Raw genomic sequence first — 15250 nt, forward strand, 5'->3', positions numbered from 1 at the left:
TCATAATCTCACTTCTTCGTTGCTGACGAATTAAACGAAAGCAACAATGGAGCCGGAATAGCTCAGACGGTAGAGCAGCGCATTCGTAATGCGAAGGTCGGGGGTTCGATTCCTCTTTCCGGCACCAGCGGATTTAAACAAAAAGCCCAGTCCTCGCGACTGGGCTTTTTGTTTTTCGCGTCAGTTTGATGTGCGCGGCATCGCTATCAGGAAACGCGCATCGCGCTTACCCCAACACCATCCGCGCAATCACCGTCCGCTGAATTTCCGAGGACCCTTCGTATATCCGCAGAATCCGCGCATCGCGAACGAAGCGCTCAAGCGGCATCTCGCGCGTGAAACCATAGCCGCCGTGCATCTGCAACGCCGCATCGGTGACGAACGCAACCATTTCGGATGCATAGAGCTTCGCCATCGACGCATCCTGCGTAAATGGCACGCCCGCCGCCCGCTTCGCGGTCGCCTGCAAAGTCAGCAGCCACGCGGCCTCGAGCCGCGTCTTCATATCGGCGATCGTCCATTGCAATCCCTGGCGGTTCGACAGCGGCTCGCCGCCCACCCGCCGCTCATTCAACCAGCCCGTAGCCGCCGCCAGCGCCGCTTCCGCAATGCCGATACTCGTTGCAGCCACATCGAGCCGGCTGTTGTCGAGCACCTTCATCGCCGTCCGGAATCCGCTGCCTTCCGCGCCGAGCCGGTTCGCGGCGGGCACGAAGCAGTCGAGCGCCACTTCATGCGCGGGCGCGCCGCGTATGCCCATCAGCTTTTCGGCGGGCGCGACGTCGACGCCCGGCGCCTGCCTGTCGACCACGAACGCGCTGATGCCGCGCGTGCCCGCATCGGGATCGGTCTTCGCATACACGACGATGAAATCCGCTGCATCTGCATTCGAGATGAAGTGCTTGACGCCCGTGATCCTGTAACCCTCGCCTTCGCGGCTCGCGCGGGTCGCCATGTCGGCGGGGTTCGAGCCGGCCCGCGGCTCCGTCAGCGCGAACGCGCCGAGCTTTTTGCCGCTGGCCGCGCCGGGCAAATAGCGATCGCGCAACGCATCGTCGCCGCCGATCAGAATCGAATCGGTGGCGAGGTAATGCGCGCCGATCATCGACGACGTCGACGCGCACGCCTTCGCGATCTCCACCAGCGACAGCACGATCGCCGCCGGCGACGCTTCGACGCCGCCCCACCGCTCCGGCAGGTTCATGCCCATCACGCCGAGTTCGGCGAGTTGCGCAACGTAGCGTGTCGTCGAAAGCTCTTCGCGGTCGACCTGTGCGGCACGCGGCGCGAGTTCGCTGTGCGCAAAGCGCGCGATCGCATCGGCGATTTCGACGTCGCTGTCTTCGATGCCCAATCGCTTATGCATGGTTCGGCTCCTTTTTGCGGTCTGCATTGACTGTCGTAGCGGCGCTCGCGCCGAATGCCCCACGCTCTCGCAACGAAGCAATGTCTTCGGCGTCGTAACCGAGCGCCTGCAAGAGTTCATCAGCGTGTTCACCGAGCGCCGGCGCAGGCGTCACGCGATTGGCGTCGTAAGCGGAGAACTTCACCGGCTGCGACGGCAGGCGCGTCGCGCATCGACCATCTCGCTGCACATCGGCCAGCAACGCGCGATGCGCCGCGTGCTCGCTTTCGAGCGCTTCCGACAGATTGCGGATCGGCGCGACAGGAACCCCCGCGGCACCGAGCGTCGCGTTGACATCATCGACCGTTCGAGCCGACGACCATGCCTCGATCACCAACCGCAAATCGGCTTCGTGAAAACATCGCGATGCGTCGCTGGCAAAACGCGGATCTTCCGTCAGATGCGGTGCGCCGATTGCCTGGGCGAACGCGGCAAAGAGCTTGTTGTTCAGCACCGCGACGACATAGAAGCCATCGGCCGCACGATACGCGCCGAACGGCGCCGACGACGGATGTCGGTTCCCCACGCGGCGCGGCGCGAGGCCCGTCGCAGCGTAGCGCGCGACGAGCGTCGCGCTCAGGCCGAGCGTCGCGTCGAACATCGACACGTCGACATGCGTGCCCTTGCCGCTCTTCTCGCGCGCGAGCAACGCGGCGAGCACGCCCCACGATGCGAACAGACCGCTAACGACGTCGGACACCGACTCGCCGATCATCGTCGGCGGCCCGTCGGGCGAGCCCGTCGCGTCCATCAGACCGCACATCGCCTGAAGGATGATGTCATAGGCAGGCCGATGCGATTCGGGCCCCGTCTGCCCGAAGCCCGACACGCTCGCATACACGAGCGACGGATTGAGGGCGCTCAAGTCCGCATAGCCGATCCCAAGCTTATCTGCGACGCCCGGCCTGAAATTCTCGACGACGACATCGGCATCCGCGCACAAGCCGCGCGCGAGTTCACGCCCCGCCTCTGTCTTGAGATCGAGCACGATGCTGCGCTTGTTGCGGTTCATCGCGACAAACAGGCCGCTTTCGCCGTCCGCACCGAACGGACCGACAGCACGATAGTCGTCGCCCGCAGGCGGCTCGATCTTGATCACATCCGCGCCGAGATCGCCGAGCAGCGCGGCGCAATACGGGCCCGCCAGCACACGCGAGAAATCGATGACGCGCAGACCGTCGAGCGGCAGAGTCGAACGTTGCATCGCACGCTCCTTTCACGAGAGATGCAACGATTCTGGGCGGCACAGCCTATCAAGTAAAATATCGAATTGAATTACCACCTATAGGTTTTTCTGATGCGTATCTCGTTGCGGCTTCTGCGTTACTTCACGGCGGCAGCCGAAACGGGCAGCACGACGGCAGCGGCAAAACAGCTGAACGTGTCGCAGCCTTCCATCTCCGTCGCCATTCGCGAACTCGAAGCGCTATTCGACGACACGCTGTTCACCCGCGAATCGGGCGCGAAAATGACGCTGACGCGTTTCGGCGTGCGCAAGCTGGCGGAGGCGCATCAACTGCTGAACGCGGCGGCATCGTTCGAAGCAGACGACAGCGGCGACGCCGCTGCGGGCGAAGTGCAGATCGGCGTGTTCAGCACGATTGCGCCCGTCTATCTGCCCGTGCTGCTTCGCATTGCGCGCGAACGCTTCCCCGACCTGTCGATCCGTTTTGTCGAAGGCGACCTCTTGCAGCTCGAAGATGCGTTGCGCAGCAGCCGCATCGAACTCGCGCTGATGTATGACGTCGGTCTGCCCGCCGATATCGAGCGCGAATGCCTTGCGGAACTGAGGCCGTACGCGCTGATACCCGCGGCATCGAAGCTCGCGAGGAAAGCAGGCAAGCTATCGCTGCACGATCTCGCAAAAGAGCCGCTGATCCTGATCGATCTGCCGCACAGCCGCGAGTTTCTGATGGCGCCGTTCTGGCAATGCGGACTCGCGCCCGAAGTGCGTTATCGCGCAACGTCGATCGAACTTGTGCGCGGGATGGTGGCAAACAGCCTCGGCGTATCGCTGCTGATCACGCAGGGTGAAGCGAGCCCGGCGGCGGGCGCGATCGAGCGCCCCATTCGCGAAGAGACGATACGTCAACCGCTGGTGATTGCGCGCCCTGCCCGCGCCTCGCGCACGAAGGCGGCGGAGCTTGTCGCTCAATGCATGCGCGATGCCGTCAACGAAGCGATGGCGAAACGCACGGGGCAAACGGGCCGCCGCCCGGCGCGGCCCAGATAGCGTCCGTCATCGATGCCACGCATCGAGCGCCGCAGGCTGCAGCAACCCGCTCGACGCCTGCCGTGCACCGTGCCCATCGATCAGCAGCGTGCGCGGCATCTCGCCATGCCAGTTGGCGTCGAGCGCGCGACGCAGCTTTTCCGGCATCGCCTCGACATTTGCATAGAGCGCCGTCTGAGGCGGCAACGGCAGCGACGCGAGCACCTGCGAGAGTGCCGCTGCGTTGTCGTCGATCGGATCCATCGCGATCATCGTCAGGCGCACATCGCGATGCTTCTTCTGCCACTCGGCGACGCGCGCGGTGTTCTCGCGGCAATAGCTGCAATCGAGCGACCAGATTTCGACGATCTGCGGCTTGCCTTGCGAGGCAGACAGTACCGCCTCGACCTCCGCTGCGCGCAGCGGCTTGAGATCGCCAGCGTGCGCCGTCAGGGCAGTGAAGCACGCCGCCAGCATCATTGGAGTTCGCTTCATCATTGACCTTCCCCGTCGACAGGCACGAGCATGTAGCCGTCGCTCTGCGTGCGCCATGACAAATAAATGCGACCCGCGTCGTCGAGCAACTGCGGGTTGTCGCTGCCGCCCGCTGTCTGCGCGAGCGTGCGCGGCGCGCTCCAGTGCGCGCCTTCGTCGTCGGAGCGGCGCAGCATCAGGCGCATCGTGTCGCCATCGAAATCCTTCCACGCAAGCCACAGCGTCTTGCCACGCGCGCTCAGCGCCGCGTGCGACGCCTGCTCGTCCTGCTTGCCCGTATCGCCGAACGCCCACGGTTCGCCCAGCGGCTTGCCGTCGGCGGACAGGCGCGAATAGTAGACATCCGCGCGGCCGTTGACGACGCTGAACCACGCCATGTGGCGCACGCCGTCGGGCGTGACTGCGAGCGCCGGACCGTGCTCCGGGCACGCTTCCATATGCCAGCCGGAAAAGGTCGCGCGGATGGGGACGACGGCTTGATCGGCATCGACGGGCAGCACAGCGAGTGCGTGATCGCGGATCTGGCCTTCGAACACGTTGCGCCACATCGCCTGCACGCGGCCTTGGCCGTCGAGCGCGAGCGCGATCCGGCAGCACTCGCACGTATGGTCGGCGACTTTGCGCTCGGGCTGGAACGTCTGCCCGCCGTCCGTCGATACTGCGTAGTAGACCGCCGCGCCGTCGTACGGCTTGCCCGCCTGTTTTGCGAGCGTGAGATCGCGCTTGTCGATCCACGTGACGAAAATGCGCCCCTGCCCGTCGACGATCAGCGAATCGAAGCGATGCGTGATCGGCTGGCGGTCGCCGTGCACGGTGGCGGGCACGCTCCACGTCGCCCCGCCGTCGGTCGAGCGCGAGAAGCGGACCATGCCCGTGTACGGCGCGTCGAGCGGCATCGACCACGTGACGTAGATCGTCTTCGCGTCCGGACTCGCGGCGATCTTCGGACGATTCTCGGCGCTCGTGTAGATCGGCTCCGGCATCGCGTTGACCGTGACGGGCGGCGACAGCGCGAGGTTCTTACCGTCGGCCTTGTCCGAATGCGCAACGACGACGTGCTGCCCCTCCACCCACGTCACCCACAGGCGATGTTTCGAATCGAATGCCGCACCCGTTGCGAGCGGCGCCTTCGGAGGCTTCGCGGCGCTGCTGCTCGCGCCCATGCCGTCCATCCTGCTCATGTCGTGCGCCATCAGCGGCTGCATCAGCGAGAAGCCTGCGGCCAGCGCCGCCGCCCAATTTCTTAAAGCGACCATTTGAGTTCTCCGTAGAACGTGCGGCCCGGATACGGGTGGAAGACGTAGTAGCGGCGGTCCGTCAGGTTGTCGATGCCGACGGACGCCAGCCACTGTTTGCCCATCTGGTAGCGCGCCTTCAGGTCGATCACGAAGAACGAACTGGTGCCGCCGTAGACGTCGGGATTGATGTCGCTGTTATCGAGCGTGTTGTACTGGCGGCCCGAGTAGCGCATGCCCACGCTGCCCTGCCATTGCTGGGTGAAGTGATAGTTGGCGAGCAGATTCGCGCGCATCACGGGAATCCGCGGGAAGCGCTTGCCGACATAGGATGGATTCGCCGAATCGGCGAGGATGCGTGAATTCGTCGCCGATACGTTCGCGTCGAGGTCGAGTCCGTGCAGCAGCACGTTCTGCCCCGAAAACGCGAGTTCGACGCCGCGCACCCGTACGCGGTCGATGTTCGAAATGTTCGTGACCGTCGTCGAACCGCTAACGGTGGTCTGGCTATAGATCGAGTCGCGCAGATCGCTCTGGAACACGCTGGCCCGCACGACGCCTACGCCGACATCGCGCTCCGCCGTAAAGTCCCAGTCGATCGCCTTCTCCGGACGCAGGCCCGGGTTGTTGTTGACGATCGCGTTGTTCGAGATCGTTCCCTGGAACAGTTCGGCGACGGTCGGGAAGCGCGTGCCCGTCGCAAAGGACAGCCGGAACAGCCAGTCCTGCGTCGCCTGCCATTGCACCGACGCTTTCGGCGACAGCGCGTTTGCGCTGCGCTCCGCATAGCCGAAGATCGACGCACTATTGCCGAGCGCGCCATCGTAGGCATCCCAGCGTTCGTAGCGCAAACCGAGCGTCGCGAGCCAGCCCGGCGCGAAACGCCACGCGTCCTGACCGTAGAGCGCCTGCGTGCGCGTGTCGCCGCGATAGGTGCTGGCGAGCGTCGTCGGCGAACCGTTCAGCCAGTCGGACGCGTTGTACGTCTCGTTGCGCAGAAAGTAGTTGTCGAAGTGATAGCCGACGGTCAGCGCGTGGCCTGCATAGGACGGCGATTCCGCTTTCAGGTCGAAGGTGCGCCAGCCGGTGCCGTCGCCGTAGAAGATCGTGCCGGGGCCGCCCGCATACGCGGCGGGCGGCGCCGTCGTCGACGAGCGCAGCACGTCGCGCGACACGTCGTACGCCGATGCGACGCCCGACAGCTTCCAGCCCGAATCGAGCCGCGCGTTCAGGCCGAACGCGTAGAGCCAGTTCTCCTGATCGCCGTTGGCAGGAGAAAACGCGGTCGGCGCGATCGTGTAGTTCTTCCCGCCAATCGTCACGTTGCCCGCATAGACGGGATTGCCCGCCGCATCCGTCAGGAAAGTCTGCGCGCGGTCCTTGTAGTGGTTTTCCCAGTGGCCGAGCGTCAGCGTGGCGTCGACGTGGTCCGTCAGCGCGTAGCCCATGCGCACGCTTTCGTTGATCTGCTCGGTGCGCTCCATCATCTGCGGACCGACGATCACGCGCGGCTGGCCGCTTGGGCCGATGTCCGAGGCCGCGCCCGTCACGGCGACGGGCGCACCGACTTTCGCGTTGTACGCGCTGTTCGGGCTCGCGTACTGCAGCGGCTGGCTGTTGTTCTCGAGGCGATCGAGCGTCAGGGAATACCAGAACCTGCCGACGCGATCGGCGATATGCGCCGTCTCGTGATTGCCGCCGAAATGCTTCGAGAAGCCGTACGCGTCGTTGTAGTGTTGCGTGAAAAGCTGCGTATCCAGCGACGCCTCGAGCTTCTCCGGCTTGCGCGTCGTGATCTGCACGGTCGAGCCGATCGAGTTGCCCGGATACAGCGCCGAGAACGGACCGTACAGCACTTCGACCTGCGCGATATCGTCGGGCGCGATCAGCGACCAGCGCGGCGGATACGCGTAGCTCGAACCCAGCAGGTTCGACAGCAGGAGCCCGTCGGCATAGACGAGACCGCGCGCGCTTTGCAGTTCGTTGAAGTCGCGGCCCGCGAACACCGAGTTGCGGTCGCCCGTGAAACGCTTGCGCACCATCACGTTCGGCGCGTACTTGAGCGCGTCTTCCGTGTTGACGATGTTGCGTGCGTCGATCTGCTCGCGCGTCATGGTTTCGACGACGCCGGGCGTGTCGGGCGAGAACGCGGGCGCGGCTCGCGCGGCTGTCACGCTGACTGCATGCAATGTGTTGGCTGGCTCCGTCAACGAATTCGCGGAACTGTTCGTTACAGAAGGATGGGAGACCGAAGTATCGGACGCGGGTTGATCGATAGCGGCACGATCGGTCGTACTTTCATCGGCCCATGCAGGATGGACGGCGAACACTGTCGCGCACGCAAGCGAAAGCGGCGTGCGGGCGGACAGCGCAGCGGAAACGATGCGCATGACGAATCCTGGAAACGTGATCGAAGACGCCATGCCCATGCGTTGCCCAATGCGATCCGCCGCATCGAAGATGCGGACAGCCGGTCAGGACAAAGGCAGGCACGGCGGCTCGCCGCCCGCTACGTCGTGACGACGGCGGGCGAACGAGCTGGCTGAAGGCGCTTCAGATCGACGGGACAGGTGGTGCGCGAGGCTGTGCGACGCGTACGCTGCGGCGCACAAAGACGGCCTCGGGTTCGATGGCTTGCGCGTAGGCGAGCGTACGGACGGGAGGCGCGATGAACGGGACACTGGCGCCAAGCGCGAAGTTGGCGGCGAAGCCCGGACAGTAGACACAGTGGGGAACGACGAAGTGCGTCTTCGACGTGCTGTCGTGCGAACCACCGAGATCGATGACGACGTTCTGCGCGCCGGCTGCGTGACAGAGTTCGACGGAAAGCGGGCCTTGAACGCCCGGCGCACGCGCATAGCCGATGACGGGCGACAGGACATTGAGTACCAGCGCCAGCCATACGAGACTGATCCAGCGTGTCGAACGTGTCATCGCGACTTGAAAAAGTGAGCGCGCGCAGTATAGCAAGCGGCCGCGAGACAGTCTTTAGACGTACTGCAATATGGACAATCGTTAAATTGTAAAGAAGGCGCTTCAATCCTTGGGAGCCTGTGCCGTTAAAGCAACAGAGAGCGCGCCAAAACATCGGCTGTGTGCGGCAGCGCTGGTGCGCTTCACGCCCCGAGGAAGATAATGAATTCGTAAAGGAGAACCCATCATGGATACCAGACCGCCGAAGATTCCGACCCCCGACAAGGTGTTCAGCCCGGATCCGGAACCGGCAGGCGTTGAGTTTCTGGGCGCGGAATTGCCTGAGCATGTTCGCGCGTTCTTTGACGAACAACGCAAGTCGTGCGACCCGAAGTAACGGTCGACGTGCATTTTGCAGCATCGGGGTTCGCGCAGCCATTGCCTGCGCGTAGTGTCGACGCGCGTCCACGCGCTTCATCGAATGAGGCGCTGGGTCGTCGTGCGCCCACGGTTTCGCTCGGCTTGCCGCTGACTTCGTTCTGCTGAGCACCGTTGCTGACGCGACATCGTGTCGCGGGTCTGCGCGCGTCCGCTCGTTCAGTTGAATGTCTGTTTGCCCTCTCGCTGCCCGGCGCACTTGCGCATGCGTGACGCATAATCGCGCGCTTCGTCTATTCTTCTGTCTTTTCCTCTTTCGATGCAGCCGCATGCTGCAGCACGCTCAATGACCCGTCCGAAACTCATCGGCGCGCTTGGCGCGATCCTGCTTGGTTCGACTCTCGCCTTCACGCCCGCATCCGTTCGCGCCGACGGCGACGACACGGCTCTCACGAATCTGATTGCACTCGTCTCCCAGCGGCTTGCGCTGGCCGAACCCGTCGCGCGCTACAAGTGGGCGCATCATCAACCGATCACCGACACGCCTCGAGAACAGGCGCTGCTCGCCGACGTCGAAAAGCGTGCGACGCGCGCGGGCGTCGATCCGGCATTTGCGCACGCGTTCTTTCAGGATCAGATCGACGCGAGCAAGGACGTGCAGAACGCGCTGTTCGACACCTGGCGCACCACTCGCCCGCCCGAAGGTGCCGCGCCAGATCTCGCGACGAGCCTCAGGCCGCAACTCGACAAGCTGACGCAATCGCTGATCGCCGGACTTGCACGCGTGCAGACGCTGCGCTCGCAGGACGATTGCCCGACGCGCGTCGCGCGCGGCATAGACAACTGGAAATCGCTGACCCGCTACGACAACACCCGCAACGCCGCGCTAACGCGGGCGCTCGGGCATGTGTGCGAATCGGGTGGCGTCGGGGCGACGGGTTAGGCGGCGTCGGCGGGCGCTGCTGCGAGCGTCACGGCGTCCGCGGGCGCGACAGCCGGGCGGCTGAGCGGCAGCACAGGCAGGCCGCGTGCGAGATGCGACTGGAGAATGCGCCACGTCGCAAGCTCGAATGCGCCGGGCGCGCTGGCCGCGAGCAGCGTCGCGGCTTCGGCGAACGACGGCGCATGTCCCAGATAGCGCCAGCGATCGATGACGTGGAAAACGCGTGCACCTTCGGCCGCATCGCGCTCCTCGAACACGATGGCGCCGTCATAAGGCCAGGGTGCATCGACGGGATCGGCGCGGCTCACGCGCGGCACGCGGTTATGCGGCGGACGCAGCGCCGCGACCAGCTGCGCTTCGGCGAGCAGCGCGCCGATCTCGCCACCCGTCGCCCGCCATTCGACGCGGCGCACCTGCTGCGCGAGCTTCATCTCCTTCGACGAACGGCGCTCGCCCGTCAGGTGCGAGCGCAGGCGCTGACGCACGCGCACGCTGCGCCCTACATAGAGCGGCGCATCGCTCTCGCCGTAGAACGCATACACGCCGCAACCAGCAGGCGCCGTGTCGATCAGATCTTCGGTGATATCGCCTGCGAGCCGGAAACGCCGCATCGTCTTGTCGATTTGCGAGCGCAATACCTCGATGGGCACGAGGCCATGCAGGCGCTGCCAGTACTGCCAGATCAAATCGGCGTCGGCGAGCGCGCGGTGCCGATCCGAAGGCACGAGCGCATGCCGCTCGACGAGCGCGTCGAGGCCGTGGCGCTTTTCGGCGGGAAACAGCGCCCGCGACAGGCGCACGGTGCACAGCACATCGGGATTGAAGGCGAAGCCCGCGCGCTGGAACTCGCTGCGCAGAAAGCCGCGGTCGAAGCTCGCGTTGTGCGCGATGAAAAGCTTGCCGTCGAGTCGCGCGAACAGATCGGCGGCGATGGCCGCGAACGTGGGCGCGCCGCGCACCATGTCGTTGGTGATGCCCGTCAATTGCTGGATGAACGGCGGGATTGGCTGACCGGGGTCGACCAGCGTGGTCCAGCTGGACGCACCGTTTGGCCCCACTTCGACGACGCCGACTTCCGTGATTCTGTGCTCGCCGACGGAGCCGCCCGTGGTTTCAAGGTCGACGAAGACAATCGGCACATCGAGGGCCGGATCAGACAGAAGCGGTTCAGACATGAGAGAAAACTGAAGAGTGCAGGACTTTGCAGAAGTATGCCTTATCGGCGGCAAAGCCTGCGCGTAATCTCAATCGAGCGAAATTGGCACGCGATCGTCGGCGCGCCGCGAATATCGATATTCAGCTTTTCCACCATAAATAAATCATCAATCGGGGATTACACCAATTAATGCACTTGCTGAGCCAATACGCGGCCGGAAACGTTTTACGCGACATCGCCTATTCACGAGCGAGCCGCAACCTGCTTTAAAGCGCCGATCAACGGGCAATAAAAAACCCCCGCAAAGCGAGGGTTTATCCTGGGAGCCGACGACCCCTCAGCGAATTACAGCGCCTGGATGTTCGCAGCCTGGCGGCCCTTCGGCCCAGCTTTCACATCGAACGACACGCGCTGATTTTCCTTCAGCGACTTGAACCCTTCCGAGCGGATCTCCGAGAAGTGCGCGAAGAGATCCTCGCCGCCCGTGTCGGACGTGATGAAGCCGTAGCCTTTAGCATCGTTGAACCATTTGACGATACCGGTTTCCATGTTCCACTTTCCTCGATTTGAATAAGACATCAATGCCATTAATGCCGATTACGATAACGATTCCGAAAACTGAAAATATATGCAGCGCGCACTATTAGGCTTCGGCCATCGAAAATCCAGCACGGCATTTATACGAGGAAGCACATCGACGCGTCAAGCAGTTTCAAATCGAAACCTAGATAAGCGTCAAATGATCCGTTAAAGCGAACGCAGAGTTGGGAATTAATCAGCGGATACGGAAGTGATTCGGTCTCTATTGCCGACCTGACGTGCTATAACAAACACATGTGAGAAAACTTTTCCGGCATGTAACAAATCGTGTCTTTCGTAAGTGTTTTCACGAGTTGTTAAAGTGCATTCTGAACCGCAAGATTTTAGCCAGCAGTTTGCAATTGGAGAAATGCCATGCTGTTCGACACACTTCGCCGCATCGCCACCCAACTGTTCCCGCCCACGAAGACCGCACCGTCCTCCGATGCGTTTGTGCAGCGCGGCTCCGCGCTGGAGTTCGATCCGATGTGGCACGGCGACCACTGGCAGAACCTGCTGTCATCCCCAATGGACGCGCGCCACTATGTGATCGAAGATTGGAGCCTGACACCGGGGCTGGAATTCGCACCGGTTAGTGCGGATGGAAAGCGTCAATAAATCGATGCTGTAAGCAGGCAAAAAAAGCGCGACTCTTGCGAAGTCGCGCCGACAAAGGTTTGGAGATCTTTTTCGTCAACGAAAAAGTCTGCTTCGAAAAGCAGAGATTTCAGTATAGCGCCGACGGCGTATTAGATTAGCGTCGACTCTCGCAATCTACTATTGCAAGGTCGACAACAATCGCCATTCAGCGATTTTTGCGTTGTTTTCGCACATCATTTCATGTCGCAATTGAACAACGCGCAAAGGTTGACACGTACGGCCGATACCCGCCAATCGGCCGGAAACCCTTTATCGATAAGGCTTTCAGCCCCCATCTCGATAATTTCCTATCCCGTAATACTTTATTGCTGATTTCGGAACGGCCATCGGACAGGTCACGTCTCTACACTTTGGCTACCCGGAAACGAACGCACGTCGGTCACCGTGCGTAGTTCACGCGATTTGCCTCTCGCAGCAACCGCGTGAAGTTTCCTTCAAGCCTGGGTTTCCAAAACCCATCCTGTTCTCGGAGTTACAAAGATGAAAAAGACTCTCATGGTCGCGGCCCTCTCGGGCGTTTTCGCAACGGCTGCGCATGCGCAAAGCAGCGTCACGCTGTACGGCCTGATCGATGCCGGCATCACCTACACGAATAACCAGGCTACGGCCCCGAACCAGGGTCACAGCAACGTCCAGATGACGTCCGGCTCGGTGAACGGCAGCCGTTTCGGCCTGCGCGGCGCTGAAGACCTCGGCGGTGGCCTGAAGGCAATCTTCACGTTGGAAAACGGCTTCGGCATCAATGATGGCACGCTCAAGCAGCAAAGCCGTCTGTTCGGCCGTCAGGCGTTCGTTGGTCTGGCAAGCGACCAGTTCGGCGCAGTGACCCTCGGTCGTCAATACGACAGCATGGTCGACTACGTCGGTCCGCTGGCACTGACGGGCACGCAATATGGCGGCACGCAGTTCGCCCACCCGTTCGACAACGACAACCTGAACAACTCGTTCCGCGTCAACAACTCGGTCAAGTACCAGAGCGCGAACTACGCTGGCTTCAAGTTCGGCGCGTTGTACGGCTTCTCGAACCAGGCTGACGGCTTCTCGAACAACCGTGCGTACAGCGCTGGCGCGTCGTACAGCTTCGCAGGCTTCAACGTCGCTGCTGCTTACCTGCAACTGAACAGCAACGGCGTGACGGGCACGAACGCAGCGTTCAACTCGTCGGGCGCAGTCAACGGCGACAACACGTTCTTCGCTGGCCGCCAGCAAACGTGGGGCGCGGGCGCGAACTACACGTTCGGCCCGGCAACCGTCGGCCTCGTGTACTCGCAGACGAACCTGTCGAAGATGGCCGGTATCAACCAGGGCGCATCGGGCAACCAGGGTCTGCAGAACCGCTTCGGCGGCGACAGCGGTCACTTCCAGAACTACGAAGCGAACGCACGCTACGCTCTGACGCCGGCAATCAGCGTCGCTGGCTCGTACACGTACACGCGTGCAAGCCTGGCTGGCGAGCACCCGCACTGGAACCAGTTCAACCTGCAAACGGCGTACGCGCTGTCGAAGCGTACCGACGTGTATCTGCAGGGCGAATACCAGCAAGTCAGCGAAAACTCGATCGTCAACGCCAACATCAATGGCCTGAACGCTTCGGCGAACGAGAAGCAAGTTGCTGTGACGGCTGGCCTGCGTCACCGCTTCTAAGCATCAGCAGTACTTGCAGCATGAAAAAGGCGCCGCTTGCGGCGCCTTTTTTTTGTTGATGCTGTGTGCCCGGACCAGTCGCACGCCAGGCCGCATTCGAAGGCGTTAAGCCTCCTCCTCTTCGCGCGTCGGATAGACCACGTCGAGCACGTCGATCGGTTGCGGACCTGCAGGCGTGTGCAGCGTCACCTGATCGCCGACCTTCGACTTCAGAAGCGCCCGCGCGATCGGCGAAATCCAGCTGACGTGCCCTTCGTCCAGATTCACCTCGTCGATACCGACGATCTTCACCGTATGCGTCTCGCCGTCTTCCGTCGCGTACTCGACGGTCGCGCCGAAGAACACCTGATCGGTATTCTCCTGCCGGCTGCTGTTCACGACCTCGGCGAGATCGATGCGTTTCGTCAGGAAGCGGATGCGCCGATCGATCTCCCGCAGCCTTCGCTTGCCGTAGATGTAATCGCCGTTCTCCGAGCGGTCGCCGTTCGACGCCGCCCACGACACCAGTTTCACCACCTCGGGCCGCGCCTCGTCGATCAGGTGCAGCAGTTCGTCGCGCAGCCGCCGATAGCCCGCCGGCGTGATGTAGTTCTTCGCGCCAGCCGGCACGTCGGGTTGAGCGGCTTCGAGGTCGTCGTCGTTCTCGTCAGTCGATTCTTTGACAAAGGCTTTGTTCATGATGGTTCAGCGTTGAAGCGGACATCCAGATATCTAGCCTACATGATACGGCTGTTGTCACAAATTTCGGGGTTGCCCCTTCCCTTTTTCCGAGACCTTGCTATAATCTCATTTCTGCGTGCGGCTGTAGCTCAGTTGGATAGAGTACTTGGCTACGAACCAAGGGGTCGTGGGTTCGAATCCTGCCAGCCGCGCCATTTTTTCGAGGGCCTTCCTCCTGGAAGGCCCTTTTGTTTCACCGGGTTGTGCATGAAGTATCATGTGTTGCCCAAGCAGTACAAGTTTAGCGTGCGGCTGTAGCTCAGTTGGATAGAGTACTTGGCTACGAACCAAGGGGTCGTGGGTTCGAATCCTGCCAGCCGCGCCACCCATAAAGGGCCTTCCAGTCGGAAGGCCCTTTGTCTTTTTCGGCTCTGCTGTTCCACATCTGCACCTCCCTACGCCCGCGCACATCAATTCAGCGCGGCGCTGATCTGATATCGCCGATCTCACCATCAGGCTTCGGCAGTTCGTTCTCGATGCCGACAGGCGACTGTTCGCCGATCGGCGTCGACCGCGTGCCGAACAGCGACTGAGGCTGGCGCACCACCTCTTCGACGGTATCGCCGAACCGGCTAATGACGAAGGCCCGCAAGAGCGCGACGCGCAGCGATTCGCCGTGCGCCGACACGGTCCGATGACCGCCCTCGAACTCCGCGACGCAGTGCGCTGCGCCGTCGCGCGTGCGCTCGCTCACTTCCAGCCGCTGTGCGCGCTCCAGCACGACAGCCGCCGCCTCCCATGACACGGAAGGCGTGAAGCGTCCGTCCCACGGGCGCCCGCGATCATTCCCGCGGATCGAGACGACGCTCCCGCTATCGGTAAAGTGAATTTCGCGCACGAAGTCGTGCAGGCTGCGGGCGACCCAGTAGTCGAGCGCCAGACCGGAAAGATCCGCTACGTTCATCGTGTT

The 15250-nt window shown here is 62.5% G+C and carries 15 protein-coding genes and 3 tRNA genes; 8 read left to right on the plus strand and 10 right to left on the minus strand.

Annotated features, from left to right (window positions below; genetic code table 11):
• Positions 1-51 precede the first annotated feature (51 nt).
• Positions 52-127: transfer RNA gene (locus FRZ40_RS07415), tRNA-Thr, on the plus strand.
• A 99-nt stretch (positions 128-226) separates the two neighbouring features.
• Here the strand turns inward: FRZ40_RS07415 and FRZ40_RS07420 are convergent.
• Both FRZ40_RS07420 and FRZ40_RS07425 read right to left on the minus strand, forming a co-directional pair.
• Positions 227-1366, minus strand: a complete 1140-nt coding sequence (locus FRZ40_RS07420) for an acyl-CoA dehydrogenase family protein (protein WP_147233767.1) — start codon at positions 1364-1366, stop codon at positions 227-229.
• Positions 1359-2609, minus strand: coding sequence for a CaiB/BaiF CoA transferase family protein (locus FRZ40_RS07425; protein WP_147233768.1), 1251 nt, complete (start codon positions 2607-2609; stop codon positions 1359-1361). Before FRZ40_RS07425 ends, FRZ40_RS07420 begins: the two co-directional genes overlap by 8 nt.
• A gap of 93 nt (positions 2610-2702) precedes the next feature.
• On the opposite strand from FRZ40_RS07425, the gene FRZ40_RS07430 reads away from it, so the two are divergent.
• The gene (locus FRZ40_RS07430; protein WP_147233769.1) at positions 2703-3638 is read left to right on the plus strand and encodes a LysR family transcriptional regulator; all 936 of its coding nucleotides are present in this window, start codon (positions 2703-2705) and stop codon (positions 3636-3638) included.
• A 6-nt stretch (positions 3639-3644) separates the two neighbouring features.
• Here the strand turns inward: FRZ40_RS07430 and FRZ40_RS07435 are convergent, their stop codons facing one another.
• From FRZ40_RS07435 to FRZ40_RS07450, 4 genes are all read right to left on the minus strand, one after another.
• On the minus strand, positions 3645-4112 hold the full coding sequence (locus FRZ40_RS07435) for a thioredoxin domain-containing protein (protein WP_147234785.1): 468 nt from the start codon (positions 4110-4112) through the stop codon (positions 3645-3647).
• On the minus strand, positions 4112-5293 hold the full coding sequence (locus FRZ40_RS07440) for an exo-alpha-sialidase (protein WP_420873861.1): 1182 nt from the start codon (positions 5291-5293) through the stop codon (positions 4112-4114). Before FRZ40_RS07440 ends, FRZ40_RS07435 begins: the two co-directional genes overlap by 1 nt.
• 62 nt (positions 5294-5355) lie before the next feature.
• Positions 5356-7737 (minus strand): TonB-dependent receptor, encoded by a 2382-nt coding sequence (locus tag FRZ40_RS07445; RefSeq protein WP_147233771.1) that lies wholly within the window; start codon positions 7735-7737, stop codon positions 5356-5358.
• A gap of 163 nt (positions 7738-7900) precedes the next feature.
• The gene (locus tag FRZ40_RS07450) at positions 7901-8281 is read right to left on the minus strand and encodes a DUF2946 domain-containing protein (RefSeq protein WP_147233772.1); all 381 of its coding nucleotides are present in this window, start codon (positions 8279-8281) and stop codon (positions 7901-7903) included.
• A 226-nt stretch (positions 8282-8507) separates the two neighbouring features.
• On the opposite strand from FRZ40_RS07450, the gene FRZ40_RS44340 reads away from it, so the two are divergent.
• Positions 8508-8657, plus strand: coding sequence for a hypothetical protein (locus FRZ40_RS44340; RefSeq protein WP_028369836.1), 150 nt, complete (start codon positions 8508-8510; stop codon positions 8655-8657).
• Between the two features lie 327 nt (positions 8658-8984).
• A complete protein-coding gene (locus FRZ40_RS07455) occupies positions 8985-9581 on the plus strand; it encodes a chorismate mutase (protein WP_028369835.1) in 597 nt (198 codons plus the stop codon).
• Here the strand turns inward: FRZ40_RS07455 and FRZ40_RS07460 are convergent.
• Positions 9578-10756 (minus strand): exonuclease domain-containing protein, encoded by a 1179-nt coding sequence (locus FRZ40_RS07460; RefSeq protein ID WP_147233773.1) that lies wholly within the window; start codon positions 10754-10756, stop codon positions 9578-9580. The two genes, FRZ40_RS07455 and FRZ40_RS07460, sit on opposite strands and share 4 nt — an antisense overlap.
• 326 nt (positions 10757-11082) lie before the next feature.
• The gene (locus FRZ40_RS07465; RefSeq protein WP_028369684.1) at positions 11083-11286 is read right to left on the minus strand and encodes a cold-shock protein; all 204 of its coding nucleotides are present in this window, start codon (positions 11284-11286) and stop codon (positions 11083-11085) included.
• Positions 11287-11691: 405 nt separating this feature from the next.
• Here FRZ40_RS07465 and FRZ40_RS07470 point away from each other — a divergent pair, with 405 nt between their 5' ends.
• Entirely contained in the window at positions 11692-11934 is a 243-nt protein-coding gene (locus FRZ40_RS07470) for a hypothetical protein (RefSeq protein WP_147233774.1), read from the plus strand.
• Between the two features lie 522 nt (positions 11935-12456).
• Complete coding sequence (locus FRZ40_RS07475) at positions 12457-13620, plus strand: porin (protein ID WP_028369682.1); 1164 nt, start codon at positions 12457-12459, stop codon at positions 13618-13620.
• A 105-nt stretch (positions 13621-13725) separates the two neighbouring features.
• On the opposite strand, the gene greB is transcribed toward FRZ40_RS07475, so the two are convergent.
• Positions 13726-14298 carry a transcription elongation factor GreB gene (gene greB, locus FRZ40_RS07480; protein ID WP_028369681.1) on the minus strand — a complete coding sequence of 191 codons (573 nt, stop codon included), beginning with the start codon at positions 14296-14298 and terminating at the stop codon, positions 13726-13728.
• Positions 14299-14418: 120 nt separating this feature from the next.
• On the opposite strand from greB, the gene FRZ40_RS07485 reads away from it, so the two are divergent.
• Together FRZ40_RS07485 and FRZ40_RS07490 are read left to right on the plus strand one after the other, a co-directional pair.
• Positions 14419-14495, plus strand: a tRNA-Arg gene (locus FRZ40_RS07485).
• 93 nt (positions 14496-14588) lie between these two features.
• Positions 14589-14665: transfer RNA gene (locus FRZ40_RS07490), tRNA-Arg, on the plus strand.
• 90 nt (positions 14666-14755) lie between these two features.
• On the opposite strand, the gene FRZ40_RS07495 is transcribed toward FRZ40_RS07490, so the two are convergent.
• Positions 14756-15244, minus strand: coding sequence for a phage protein NinX family protein (locus FRZ40_RS07495; RefSeq protein ID WP_028369680.1), 489 nt, complete (start codon positions 15242-15244; stop codon positions 14756-14758).
• Positions 15245-15250: the final 6 nt, after the last annotated feature.

Origin of the sequence: Paraburkholderia azotifigens (assembly GCF_007995085.1) — a bacterium.
GTDB classification, from domain to species: domain Bacteria; phylum Pseudomonadota; class Gammaproteobacteria; order Burkholderiales; family Burkholderiaceae; genus Paraburkholderia; species Paraburkholderia azotifigens.